The sequence below is a fragment of the Streptomyces sp. V4I2 genome, assembly GCF_030817655.1.
GTDB lineage: Bacteria > Actinomycetota > Actinomycetes > Streptomycetales > Streptomycetaceae > Streptomyces > Streptomyces plumbiresistens.
On sequence record NZ_JAUSZM010000003.1, the window covers coordinates 5,528,417 to 5,541,658 of the forward strand.

Below are 13,242 nucleotides of genomic sequence, written 5' to 3' on the forward strand. Positions count from 1 at the left end.
TCCAGGTCCGGCCATGGCGCTCACCCTCTACGTCGACACCGCGCGCTGGCGGGCGCACCACAAGCACGTGCAGGAGCAGTTCCCGGGACTCGTCCCGGTCTGCAAGGGCAACGGCTACGGCTTCGGACACGAGCGGCTGGCGGAGGAGGCCACGCGGCTCGGCTCGGACGTCCTCGCCGTCGGCACGACGTACGAGGCCGCCCGGATCAAGGACTGGTTCGGCGGTGACCTGCTGGTGCTGACGCCGTACCGGCGCGGCGAGGAGCCCGTCCCGCTGCCCGACCGGGTCATCCGCTCGGTGTCGTCGATCGACGGCGTGTACGGCCTCGTGGGCGCCCGGGTGGTCATTGAGGTGATGTCCTCGATGAAGCGGCACGGCATCAGCGAGCAGGATCTGCCACAGCTGCACGCGGCCATAGAGAACGTCCGCCTGGAGGGCTTCGCCATCCACCTCCCGCTGGACCGTACCGACGGCTCGGACGCCGTCGAGGAGGTCATCGGCTGGATGGACCGGCTGCGCGCGGCCCGCCTGCCCCTGCACACGATGTTCGTCAGCCACCTCAAGGCCGAGGACCTGGCCCGACTGCAGCAGCAGTTCCCGCAGACCCGCTTCCGCGCCCGTATCGGCACGCGGCTGTGGCTGGGGGACCACGAGGCCACCGAGTACCGCGGGGCCGTTCTGGACGTCTCGCGGGTGGCCAAGGGCGACCGCTTCGGCTACCGGCAGCAGAAGGCCGCCTCGGACGGCTTCCTGGTGGTCGTGGCGGGCGGTACGTCCCACGGGGTGGGCCTGGAGGCCCCCAAGGCGCTGCACGGCGTCATGCCGCGCGCCAAGGGCGTCGCCCGCGCCGGCCTGGCCACGGTCAACCGGAACCTTTCTCCGTTCGTCTGGGGCGGCAAGCAGCGCTGGTTCGCCGAACCCCCGCACATGCAGGTCTCCATCCTGTTCGTCCCGTCCGACGCCCCGGAACCGAAGGTCGGTGAGGAACTGGTGGCCCATCTGCGGCACACGACCACGCAGTTCGACCGGCTCGTCGACCGCTGAACAGCGGCTCCCCGCCCGCTGAGCAAGCCAGGAACAGTCAAAAGGCCGTACACGGAACCCGTGTACGGCCATTTGCGGTGGTTCCCTTACGCCGCGTTCGCTCAGAGCGAACCGCCGGCAGAAGGGTCGGAGGGGGCCTCCCCGCCTCGGTTTCCCCACTCCACCTGAGGGACGTCGAAGTGGGCCGCGTGCCGCGGGGGATGGGCGGCGGGACCGAGGACGAAGACGTCCTCCGCACCGTCGAGCACGCCGCCCGAGGGATCGTCGTCGCCGGCCCGGCGCACCACGTCCCGTTCCGGCATGAAGATGTCGCGCACGACCACGACGCACAGGTACAGCGTGCCCAGCAGGTGCAGGGCGATGGCCCAGTGGTAGCCGTCGGTCGGCAGGCCCTTGTGGGCGTCGCCGCTGGTCGTGTACGCGAGGTACATCCAGATACCCAGGAAGTACGCCACCTCGCACGCCTGCCAGATCAGGAAGTCCCGCCACTTGGGCCGGGCCAGCACGGCCAGCGGCACCAACCAGAGGACGTACTGCGGCGAGTAGACCTTGTTGGTAAGGATGAAGGCCGCGACGATCAGGAAGGCGAGCTGGGCGAAGCGGGGACGGCGCGGAGCGGTCAGCGTGAGCACCGCGATACCTCCGCAGCACAGCAGCATCAACAGTGTGGCCATCGTGTTGACGGTCTCGGTGCTGGGCGGGTTGCTCGAGTTCTGGGACCAGATCAGCCAGAAGGAGCCGAAGTCGACGCCCCGCTCCTGACTGAACGTGTAGAACTTCGACCAGCCGTCGAAGGCGAAGAACATCACCGGCAGGTTCACGATCAGCCAGGCGACGATCGCACCCACCAGGGCCGTCCCGTACTCCCGCCATCTGCCGGCGCGCCAGCACAGCACGAGCAACGGGCCGAGCAAGAGGAAGGGATAGAGCTTGGCGGCCGTGGCGAGCCCCAGCAGAACGCCGAAAGCGAGGGAGCGGCCCCGCGACCACATCAGCATCGCGGCGGCCGTCAGAGCGACCGCGAGAAGGTCCCAGTTGATGGTGGCGGTGAGCGCGGCCGCGGGCGCCAGTGCGACCAACAGACCGTCCCAGGGGCGCCGGGCGTGCGTACGGGTCACGCAGACGGCGATGACGGCGGCGCACGCCATCAGCATCCCGGCGTTGACCATCCAGTACCACTGTTCCTGGTCCTGGATGCTGCCGCTGCTGGGTGTGAGCCAGCTGGCGACCTCCATGAACACTCCGGTCAGCACCGGGTATTCGAGGTACTGCATGTCGCCGGGGAGCTTGTCGAAGTAGGGCACGAGTCCGTCGGCGAAGCCGCGTCCCTGGTAGAGGTGCGGGATGTCCGAATAGCACGCGTGCGTGTACTGCGAGCTGGCGCCGAAGAACCAGGCACCGTTGTAACAGGGCGCCTTCTGGACCAGGCCGAGGGCGAACATGCCGATCGCCACGAGAGCGATGATCCGGACGGGAGTCCACCAGGACGTCCCGAACAGGGCACGCCGCCCGACGGGGCCACCGATCAGCTCGCTGCCGTTCTTGGCGATCTCGTCGTTCTTGGTCGGCCGTACCAGGTCCGGCTCGTGCACGCTCGCTGGCGTCGATTCTGCACTGGGCATGTCGCACATCCTGCCGTACGCGCCTGGGAACATGCCGAGGGCCGCCGCACCTGGTGGGTGCGGCGGCCCCATGTTTCACGTGAAACACCCTTGGCGGGCGATATGGCGGCTAACCGGCTGGGCCTCCGAAGATGCCGCCGTTGTTGTTTCCGTTGTTCCCGTTCTCGTCTGTCGGCGTGACTGTGGGTGTCTGGGTCACACCCCCGTCGGTGGTGCCTCCGGTGTCCGTCCCCCCGGTGTTGTCACCAGTGCACTGCCAGTCGAACTGGCAGCTCTCGGTCGGGGTGGGCGACGGCGACGGCGACGTCTGGCTGGGCGTCGGAGTCGGAGTCGGAGTGGCGGACGGCGTCTCGATGACCGTGGGAGTGGGCGTCGGACTCGGAACGTCGTTGACGATCTCGCCGATGGGCTCCGGAGTCGGGAAGGGCTCCGCCTTCACGCCTTTCAGCGCCTGTTCCATGTAGTCGTGCCAGATCTCGGACGGGAACGAGGCACCGTGGATCTTCTCCTGGCCACCCGTTCCGAACATCTTCAGGAACTCGCGGTTCTTCTTTGTCTCGTCGTCGTCCATCCGGAACATGGTGATCGACGTGGACAGCTGCGGGGTGTAGCCCACGAACCAGGCGGACTTGTTGCCGTCGGTGGTGCCGGTCTTGCCCGCCACCTCACGGTCGTCCAGCTTGGCGTTGGTGCCGGTGCCCTTGTCGACCACGGTTTTGAGGACGTCCGTGACGTTGTCGGCGACCTTCGGGTCGAAGGCGTCCGTGGGCGCGTCCTTGTGCGTGTAGATCTGACCGTCCTTGCTCGTGACCTTCTGGACCGAGAACGGCTCGCGCTGCGTGCCGCTGGCCGCGAACGTGGCGTAGGCACCCGCCATACGGATCGCGCTGGGGTCGGAGATGCCGATGGAGAAGGACGGGAAGCTCGTGCCCGCGAGGCTGTTCTCCTTGAGGCCGGCGTCCATGGCCGCCTCCTTCACCTTGTCCAGCCCGACGTCCATGCCGAGCTGTACGAAGGCGGAGTTCACGGACTCCCGCATGGCCTCACGCAGGTCGATCTGGTACTTCGGAGGACTGCCGTACGACTCCTGGCCGTCGTTCTCCTGGAGCCACTCCTTGTCCTTCTCGTTCTTCCAGATCGTCCCGTCGTAGTTCTTGATCTTCAGATCGTTCTTGCCGCTGAACAGGCTCTTCGGGGATACGACCGTGCGCTCGTCCTGCGCCTGGCTCTCGCCCAGGTCCGGATCGCGCACACCCCACTTCATCGCCGCCGCGAGCACGAACGGCTTGAAGGTCGAACCCACCTGGGCGCCGGTCGCGTCGGCGTTGTTGGTGAAGTGCTTCGTCGCGTCCTCACCGCCGTAGATGGCCTTGATGGCACCGGTCGTCGGATCCACGGAGGCTCCGCCGAACTGGACGTGGGTGTCCGTATCCGGGCGCTCCTTGGGCTTGATGTTCGCCTTCTGGACCTTCTGGACCGACTTCTCGAGTTCGTTGACCTTCTTCTTGTCGAAGGTCGTGTAGATCGAGTAACCGCCCTGCTGCATCTTGTCGGCGCTGATGACGTCGTTGTTGATCAGATACGCCTTGGCGAGGTCGACGAGATAACCCACCTGGCCGCTCAGCTCGTTGTTCGAGCGCGGGCTCTTCACCTCAGGAAGCTGCCGGTAGTCGGCCCGGACCGTGGGGCTCAGATGGCCGTACTCGACCATCTTGTCGAGCGTGTCCTGCATCTGCGCCAGAGCCCGCTTGCTGTTGGCCTCGGGAGTGGCGTTGGCCGGGTCGATGGACTGCGCGCCCGCCGGGTCGTAGTACGTGGCACCCTTGAGTGTCGCCGCGAGAAAGGCGCACTCTCCCTCGTTCAGGTCGACGGCGTCCTTGTTGAAGTACGCGCGGGCAGCCGCCTGGATGCCGTACGCCGAGCGACCGTAGTACGCGGAGTTCAGGTAACCCTCCATGATCTCGTCCTTCGACTTGGTGGCACCCACCTTGATCGAGACGAAGATCTCCTTGAACTTTCGCGAGACCGTCTGGGACTGGTCGTTCAGCATCGCGTTCTTCACGTACTGCTGGGTGATGGTCGAGCCACCCTGCGTCTCACCGCCCCGGGCCATGTTCAACACGGCACGGGCGATGCCCTTGGGGTCGATGCCGCTGTCCGTCTCGAAGGTCTTGTTCTCCTGCGAGATGACGGCGTACTGCATCGCCTTGGGGATCTGCGAGAGGTTGACGTTCTGGCGGTTCGTCTCACCGCCCGTGGCGACCATCTCGTCACCGTTGGCCCAGTAGTAGACGTTGTTCTGCGCCGTCGCCGTCTGGTCGATGTTCGGGACGCTCACCAGTGCGTACCCAACGCCCGCGACCGCGACCAGGCCTCCGAAGAAGCCGATGAACAGACCGGTCACCAGCTTCCACGACGGCACCCAGCGCGCCACGCCGTACTTGCCGGCACGCGGGTAGTCGATGATCCGTTTCTTGTCCGGAGCGGCTGCACGCCCCCGGCCCCGCCCGGGGCCGGCCGCGCCGCCGGGGCCACTGCGCCGGCCGGCGCGGCCGGCGGGTTCGGCCGCTCTGCGTCGGCCACCGCTGCTGCTTCTCTGTGCCGCTCGGCGGGCCTCGGCGCGGCTGCCGAACTGACGTTCCTCGCCACCGGGACCGTAGGAATCCGACTCATGGGAACTCGCCCCATAGGAGTCGGAAGGAGACCCGGTGGCGCCTCGCGGAGCCGCGCGGCGGCCGGGGGACGAACCGGACTGGCCGCGTCGGGCCGCGGCACGTCCGCCTCCCTGCGGCTGCGGCGGTTTGCGACGGTGCTCGCTCATCGAACGACTACTCCTCGGGCAGGCGCACCTTTGCGCGCCTGGAAACGGCGGCTGGTTTCCGGTCCCCCCGAAGTACGGATGCGGTCGCTTTCGCATTCATCCGTACTGCACCGAGGACCATGACGCCCCCCAGGCGTCACTCGGTTCCCGGTGGTGTGCATGGCGCACAGACTACGCACCGTCAAAACCTGCCTAGCCCCGAAGTTCACCCCAAACCAGGCAACTCGCTTCCCATGAATCAGTGATGTGATCCCGTTCACCGTCCCCCCTCTTGCCGCAACCGGAAGGCCGTTCTATCGTCTGGATGTATCGAGTCGATACATCAGCTCGGCATAAAGACCGTCACGGCACCCGTCTCGACGGGTCGCGGCAGAGAGGAGGCGACGATGAGCCGGCGTTCCGGGATCCTCGAGTTCGCTGTACTCGGCCTGCTCCGCGAATCCCCGATGCACGGCTATGAGCTGCGCAAGCGACTCAACACGTCACTGGGTGTGTTCCGTGCGTTCAGCTACGGGACTCTGTACCCCTGCCTCAAGACGCTGGTCGCGAACGGCTGGTTGATCGAAGAGCCGGGGAACACCTCCGAGGACGCTCTCGCCGCACCACTCGCAGGGCGTCGCGCCAAGATCGTCTATCGGTTGACGGCGGAAGGTAAGGAGCACTTCGAGGAGCTCCTCTCCCAGACGGGGCCCGACGCGTACGAGGACGAGACCTTCGCCGCGCGTTTCGCCTTCTTCGGGCAGACCTCTCGCGATGTGCGCATGCGCGTTCTTGAGGGCCGCCGCAGCCGTCTGGAAGAGCGCCTGGAGAAGATGCGCGCCTCGCTGGCGCGCACCCGGGAGCGCCTCGACGACTACACGCTTGAGCTCCAGCGCCACGGAATGGAGTCCGTGGAGCGCGAAGTGCGCTGGCTGAACGAGCTCATCGAGAGCGAGCGGGCCGGACGGGACCTCAAGGGTTCCGGTTCCGGGGAGCCCGCTCAGCAGGACACCACATCTGGAGCGACGGGCGATCTGCCCCGGCCGGGGAACACCTCCCGGCCGGATTCGCCCGACGACACCGCCACGTGAGAGCCCGCTCAGGGCCTCACTCGTACACACAGGGAGCAACCGGAATGGGTTCGGTTCGCGTAGCCATCGTCGGCGTGGGCAACTGCGCCGCCTCGCTGGTGCAGGGCGTCGAGTACTACAAGGACGCCGACCCGGCGTCCAAGGTCCCGGGCCTGATGCACGTCCAGTTCGGCGACTACCACGTCGGTGACGTCGAGTTCGTCGCCGCCTTCGACGTCGACGCGAAGAAGGTCGGCCTCGACCTCTCGGACGCCATCGGTGCCAGCGAGAACAACACCATCAAGATCTGCGACGTCCCGAACAAGGGCATCACGGTCCAGCGCGGGCACACGCTCGACGGTCTCGGCAAGTACTACCGCGAGACCATCGAGGAGTCCGACGAGACCCCGGTCGACGTGGTCCAGATCCTCAAGGACAGGCAAGTTGACGTCCTCGTCTGCTACCTGCCCGTCGGTTCCGAGGACGCGGCGAAGTTCTACGCCCAGGCCGCCATCGACGCCAAGGTCGCGTTCGTCAACGCTCTCCCGGTCTTCATCGCCGGCACCAAGGAGTGGGCGGACAAGTTCACCGAGGCGGGCGTCCCGATCGTCGGCGACGACATCAAGTCGCAGGTCGGCGCCACCATCACCCACCGTGTGATGGCGAAGCTGTTCGAGGACCGCGGTGTCCGTCTCGAGCGCACCATGCAGCTCAACGTCGGCGGCAACATGGACTTCAAGAACATGCTGGAGCGCGACCGCCTCGAGTCCAAGAAGATCTCGAAGACGCAGGCCGTCACCTCGCAGATCCCCGACCGTGACATGGGCGCGAAGAACGTCCACATCGGTCCCTCGGACTACGTGGCCTGGCTGGACGACCGCAAGTGGGCCTACGTCCGTCTCGAGGGCCGTGCCTTCGGTGATGTCCCGCTGAACCTGGAGTACAAGCTCGAGGTCTGGGACTCCCCGAACTCCGCGGGTGTCATCATCGACGCCCTGCGTGCCGCGAAGATCGCCAAGGACCGCGGCATCGGTGGCCCGATCCTGTCGGCGTCCTCGTACTTCATGAAGTCCCCGCCGGTCCAGTACTTCGACGACGAGGCCTACGACAACGTCGAGAAGTTCATCAAGGGCGAGGTCGAGCGCTAAGACGTCTGTCTTTTCGGCTTGTTGAGGGTCCCCGGGGCATTACGCCCGGGGACCCTCCCCGTATGTGAGGCTGTGCCCCATGGCCGTCGTCCGTGACCTGCGCGTCCTGCTCCGCTTCCGGAACTTCCGACGCCTCCTCGCCGTACGTCTGCTCTCGCAGGGCGCCGACGGCGTCTACCAGGTCGCGCTCGCCTCCTACGTCGTCTTCTCGCCGGAGAAGCAGACCTCGGCCACCGCCATCGCCTCCGCGATGGCCATCCTGTTGCTGCCTTACTCCTTGGTGGGCCCCTTCGCCGGCGTCCTGCTGGACCGCTGGCGCCGCCGCCAGGTCTTCCTCTACGGCAACCTGGTGCGCGCCCTGATGGCATCGGTGACGGCTGTCCTGATCGTCAGCCAGGTCCCCGACTGGCTCTTCTACGTCTCCGCGCTGTGCGTCACGGCCGTCAACCGTTTCATCCTGTCCGGCCTGTCCGCCGCGCTGCCCCGCGTGGTCGACGCTGACCGCCTGATGATCGCCAACTCCCTTTCCCCGACCGCCGGAACGCTCGCCGCGACCGCGGGCGGTGGTCTCGCCTTCGCCGTACGGCTGGTGGTCGCGGACTCGGATGCTGCCGTGGTGCTGCTGGGAGCCGCCCTGTACCTGTGCGGAGCGCTCGCATCGCTGCGTATGTCACCGGAACTCCTGGGGCCCGACCGCCAGTTGGTGAAGCCCCGGATCGGGGCAGCACTCGCCGGCACTGCCCGCGACCTCGTGGCGGGCGTACGCCACCTCGCTGCGCCTTCCCGCCGGTCGGCCGCTCGAGCGCTCGGCGCGATGGCGTTGATGCGGTTCTGCTACGGCTCCCTGCTGGTCATGCTGCTGATGCTCTGCCGGTACGAGTTCGCTTCGAACGCCGACGACGGACTCGCCCTGCTGGGGCTGGCGTTGGGGATCTCGGGCGCCGGCTTCTTCGCGGCGGCCGTCGTGACGCCCTGGACTGCCGGCCGACTCGGGGCCGGCACGTGGATCGTCGTGTGCGCTGCGGCCGCCTCGATCCTGGAGCCTTCCCTCGGCCTGCCGTTCGCCACCGCACCCATGCTCGCCGCGGCCTTCGTGCTGGGCCTGACGACCCAGGGCGCGAAGATCGCCACAGACACGATCGTCCAGTCCTCGGTCGAGGACGGCTTCCGCGGCCGGATCTTCTCCGTCTACGACGTGCTCTTCAACGTCGCCTTCGTCGCTGCCGCTGCCGTGGCGGCCCTGATGCTGCCGCCGGATGGCCGCTCGGTGCCGTTGGTGGTCACGATCGGCGTCATCTATGGAGTGGTTGCCGTTGCTCTGGCTCGCTCTGAACGCCAGTGAGTGTCGCCAGGCGATGTTTCACGTGAAACATCGCCTGCCTGCAAGCGCATCCGCCGCCGGCTCTCTTCCGCATCCGGGGGCATGTTTCACGTGAAACATGCCCCCGTTCCACGGCCTCAGTCCTGCTCGGACCACCACTCCTTGAGTGCGGCCACCGCCTCGTCGGGCCCCATCGGCCCGTTCTCCAGACGAAGCTCCAGCATGTGCTTGTACGCACGGCCGACAGCGGGACCGGGCCCGACGCCGAGGATCTCCATGATCTGGTTGCCGTCCAGGTCGGGCCGGATCGCATCGAGCTCCTCCTTCTCCTGAAGCTGGGTGATCCGCTCTTCCAGGCCGTCGTACGCTCGCGACAGTGCGGCCGCCTTGCGCTTGTTCCGGGTCGTGCAGTCCGACCGGGTCAGCTTGTGGAGACGGTCCAGGAGCGGTCCCGCGTCCCGGACATAGCGACGGACCGCAGAGTCGGTCCACTCCCCGGTGCCGTACCCGTGGAAGCGCAGGTGGAGTTCGACCAGATGCGAGACGTCCTTCACCAGATCATTGGAGTACTTCAACGCGGTCATGCGCTTCTTGGTCATCTTCGCCCCGACCACCTCGTGGTGGTGGAACGAGACCCGGCCGTCCTTCTCGAAGCGGCGCGTGCGCGGCTTGCCGATGTCGTGCAGCAGTGCGGCGAGGCGGAGGACGAGGTCGGGACCGTTTCCCTCCAGCGCGATCGCCTGCTCCAGAACGATCAGCGTGTGTTCGTAGACGTCCTTGTGCCGGTGGTGCTCGTCGCTCTCCAGCCGCAGGGCCGGAAGCTCGGGCAGGACATGGTCGGCGATCCCCGTGTCGACCAGCAGTGTCAGACCCTCGCGCGGGTGCGCGGAGAGGATCAGCTTGTTCAGCTCGTCCCGTACCCGCTCGGCAGAGACGATCTCGATACGCTCGGACATGTCCTTCATCGCTGTCACGACCTCGGGGGCCACCTCGAAGTCGAGCTGCGCCGCGAAGCGTGCGGCCCGCATCATCCGCAGCGGGTCGTCCGAGAAGGACTCCTCGGGCGTGCCCGGGGTGCGCAGTACGCGCGCCGCCAGGTCGTCCAGGCCGCCGTGCGGATCGATGAACTCCTTCTCCGGCAGCGCGACAGCCATCGCGTTCACGGTGAAGTCGCGCCGGACCAGGTCCTCCTCGATGGAGTCGCCGTACGACACCTCGGGCTTGCGTGAGGTCCGGTCGTACGCCTCCGACCGGTAGGTGGTCACCTCGATCTGGTAGCCGTCCTTCTGCACCCCGACCGTGCCGAAGGCGATACCGACCTCCCACACGGAGTCCGCCCACGGCCGCACGATCTTCAGTACGTCCTGAGGTCGGGCGTCGGTCGTGAAGTCCAGGTCATTGCCGAGCCGGCCGAGCAACGCGTCCCGGACCGAGCCGCCGACCAGGGCGAGTGAGAACCCGGCCTTCTGGAAACGGCGGGCGAGGTCGTCGGCGACTGGGGCGACTCGCAGCAGCTCAATCACCGCGCGGTGCTGCACCTGACTCAGGGCACTGGAGTTGTCTTCGTTGGCGTTCGGCACAACAAAAGAGGGTACGTGGCCCGGGCGACCGCGAGCTCCTCCATTAAACGGGCACAGACCCTCCACCCCGACCTGCACAAGGCCTGCCCATGAGACCCACGGAGGCGATCCTCTTTATACGTGCACATTCGGGACAGCACGACCGTGTCCCCCGATCTTGTGGAGCAGTCCGCGGCACTTCCCCTCAGCGCGCATCGTTACCATGCGTGGACGCACATTCCGACGACCACTGACGACGACGAGGGACGGGCGAGCGCGTGGCCGAGGCGGCAGACTTCCAGGGGACGAGTCCCTCACCTGCCCGCCGCTGGCTGCGGCGCACCGGAGCGCTGCTCGCCGGGGCGCCTCTCCTGGCCGGACTGTGCCAGTTGCCCGCCGCCATGTCCGCACACGCCGCCGGTCAGTCCTCGGCACAGGCCGCCGCGGATTCGGGCACGGTGTCCGTGGCCCTCGACACGCTCAGCCCCAGCGCCCCCACGGACGGCGACACGCTGACTGTGTCCGGCACGGTGACCAACAACGGCAAGCAGACCGTCACCGACGCACACGTGGGCCTGCGGGTGGGAAGCGAGCTGACCACCCGCTCGGCCGTCGACAGCGCCGCCAGGAACAGCAGCAGCACCCAGTCCGTCACGAGCCCGGAGATCGGCGGCAAGTACGTCGAGAAGTTCTCCAAGCTGACACCGGGCGTTGCCGAGAGCTTCTCCATCTCGGTTCCGGTCGACGAGCTCGACCTCGGCAGCAGCGGGGTCTACCCGTTCGCCGTCTCGCTCTCCGGCGAGACGGCCGCGCAGCCCTGGGAGCAGGTGCTCGGCGCGCGGAGCACGTTCCTGCCGTGGCAGTCCGGCGAGGCCGACACGAAGACGAAGACGGCGTACCTCTGGCCGCTCATCTCCACCGTCCACATGACGGCGGAGACGGGATCGAACGAACAGCAGACGCCGGTCTTCCTCAACGATGACCTCGCCAAGGAGATCGCCCCGGGAGGCCGGCTGGACCAGTTGGTGTCACTGGGCAAGGACCTCGACGTCACCTGGGTCGTCGACCCCGACCTGCTGGCCTCGGTCGACGCGATGACGAACACCTACCGCGTGAAGTCGGGCAACACCACCAGGCCGGGCTCCCAGCAGAATCAGAGGCTCGCGGGCCAGTGGCTCGCCAAGCTGCAGGATGCCGCGGCGGACAAAGAGGTCGTCGCCCTTCCCTTCGCCGACCCGGACCTCGCCTCGCTCGCACACAACGGCACGAGCGTCACCGGCTCGCTGAGCCGTCTGAACGAGGCCACGGATGTCGTCACGAACACCGTGGAGACGATCCTCCACGTGAAACCGACCACCGACTTCGCCTGGCCGGTGGAAGGGGCCGTCGACCCGTCGATCGTCAAGGTCGCCACTTCGGCCGGTGCGGACAAGGTCATCGCGCGCAGTGACAGCCTCCAAGAAACCGGCGGCCTGCCGTACACGCCCTCGGCGGCCCGGCCCATCGGTGGCGGCACCACGGCGGTCGTCGCGGACGCCCGGCTGTCGATGGCCTTCCAGGGCGATCTGCTGAGGGCCTCCGCCGCCACGCTCTCCGTGCAGCAGTTCCTGGCTCAGAGCCTCACCCTCAACCTTCAGACGGACAAGCAGCGCAGCATCGTCGTCGCCCCGCAGCGGATGCCGTCGGCACGCCAGGCCCAGGCCATGGCCGAAGCGGTGACGGCCCTGCAGGGCGGAAACTGGTCCCAGTTCCAGGAACTCACGGCGGCAGCCACGGCCAAGCCGGACCCGGGCGCCACCACGAAGGTGCCGTCGACGTCCAAGTACCCCTCCTCGCTGCGCAAGCAGGAGCTGCCCAAGTCGGCCTTCGAGCAGATCGCCGGCACGCAGGAGAAGCTCGACAACTTCAAGGTGATCCTCGCCAACCAGTCCCGGGTGGTGACCCCCTTCGGACGGGCGATGAACCGTGAGATGTCCACGTCCTGGCGCGGCCGCGCCACGGAGGCGACCAGCTTCCGCAACGACGTACACGAATACCTCACCGGACTGACCGGCCAGGTCGACCTGATCGACAAGTCGGAGACCAAGCTCTCGGGCCGCAGCGCCACCCTCCCGGTGACCGTGCAGAACAACCTGGTGCAGGGCGTGGACCGCTTGGTGCTCCGGCTCACCTCGCTGAGCCCGAAGCGCCTCGAGATCGACGGCGATTCCTATTCCGAGCAACGGATCGAGGTCTCCGGCGGTCACAGCCAGACGGTGAAGTTCACCACGACGGCCAAGGCCAACGGAAAGGCCACGGTGATCGCCCAGCTGTACACGCAGGACGGCCAGGAGTACGGCGACCCCGTAACCTTCGACGTGAAGGTCACCGAGTTCACGGCGACCGTGATGCTGGTCATCGGCGGCGGCTTCCTCCTGCTCGTCCTTGCCGGCTTCCGGATGTACACGCAGCGCAAGCGCGCGGCCGCCCGTGAGGCCGAGGAGGACGGCCCCGAAGGCGGTGACGAAGCCGAGCGCGGACCAGAGAACCCCGAGGGCCTCGAAGACCGCCTCAAGGAAGAGTCCGGCACCCGGGCCCGGGCAGACGACCCTGAGCACCAGAGTGACCCGACACCGGACACCCCAGCGGAAAGCGCAGACCCGTCCGGCACGGGTGAGAGAGTGGACCGTTGAGGATG

Annotated in this window: 8 protein-coding genes; 5 read left to right on the forward strand and 3 right to left on the reverse strand. The window is 67.3% G+C overall.

The features are described from left to right. The first annotated feature begins 13 nt into the window (after positions 1-13). Positions 14-1,045, forward strand: coding sequence for an alanine racemase (locus QFZ76_RS26200; RefSeq protein WP_307676025.1), 1,032 nt, complete (start codon positions 14-16; stop codon positions 1,043-1,045). A 101-nt stretch (positions 1,046-1,146) separates the two neighbouring features. On the opposite strand, the gene QFZ76_RS26205 is transcribed toward QFZ76_RS26200, so the two are convergent. Both QFZ76_RS26205 and QFZ76_RS26210 read right to left on the reverse strand, forming a co-directional pair. Next, entirely contained in the window at positions 1,147-2,676 is a 1,530-nt protein-coding gene (locus QFZ76_RS26205) for a glycosyltransferase family 87 protein (protein WP_307680129.1), read from the reverse strand. Positions 2,677-2,776: 100 nt separating this feature from the next. Further along, positions 2,777-5,488 (reverse strand): transglycosylase domain-containing protein, encoded by a 2,712-nt coding sequence (locus QFZ76_RS26210; RefSeq protein ID WP_307676026.1) that lies wholly within the window; start codon positions 5,486-5,488, stop codon positions 2,777-2,779. A 386-nt stretch (positions 5,489-5,874) separates the two neighbouring features. Here QFZ76_RS26210 and QFZ76_RS26215 point away from each other — a divergent pair, with 386 nt between their 5' ends. The 3 genes from QFZ76_RS26215 to QFZ76_RS26225 all read left to right on the forward strand — a co-directional run bounded on the left by QFZ76_RS26215 (position 5,875) and on the right by QFZ76_RS26225 (position 9,027). Next, entirely contained in the window at positions 5,875-6,558 is a 684-nt protein-coding gene (locus QFZ76_RS26215; RefSeq protein ID WP_307676027.1) for a PadR family transcriptional regulator, read from the forward strand. Positions 6,559-6,602: 44 nt separating this feature from the next. Next, positions 6,603-7,685 carry an inositol-3-phosphate synthase gene (locus QFZ76_RS26220; RefSeq protein ID WP_266436686.1) on the forward strand — a complete coding sequence of 361 codons (1,083 nt, stop codon included), beginning with the start codon at positions 6,603-6,605 and terminating at the stop codon, positions 7,683-7,685. Positions 7,686-7,764: 79 nt separating this feature from the next. Next, positions 7,765-9,027, forward strand: a complete 1,263-nt coding sequence (locus tag QFZ76_RS26225) for an MFS transporter (RefSeq protein WP_307676028.1) — start codon at positions 7,765-7,767, stop codon at positions 9,025-9,027. Between the two features lie 116 nt (positions 9,028-9,143). On the opposite strand, the gene QFZ76_RS26230 is transcribed toward QFZ76_RS26225, so the two are convergent. Beyond that, positions 9,144-10,586: a CCA tRNA nucleotidyltransferase gene (locus tag QFZ76_RS26230; protein ID WP_307676029.1), complete on the reverse strand. Its 1,443-nt coding sequence runs from the start codon at positions 10,584-10,586 to the stop codon at positions 9,144-9,146. A gap of 257 nt (positions 10,587-10,843) precedes the next feature. Between QFZ76_RS26230 and QFZ76_RS26235 the strand changes: the two genes are divergently transcribed. Then, positions 10,844-13,237: a DUF6049 family protein gene (locus tag QFZ76_RS26235; protein WP_307676030.1), complete on the forward strand. Its 2,394-nt coding sequence runs from the start codon at positions 10,844-10,846 to the stop codon at positions 13,235-13,237. Positions 13,238-13,242: the final 5 nt, after the last annotated feature.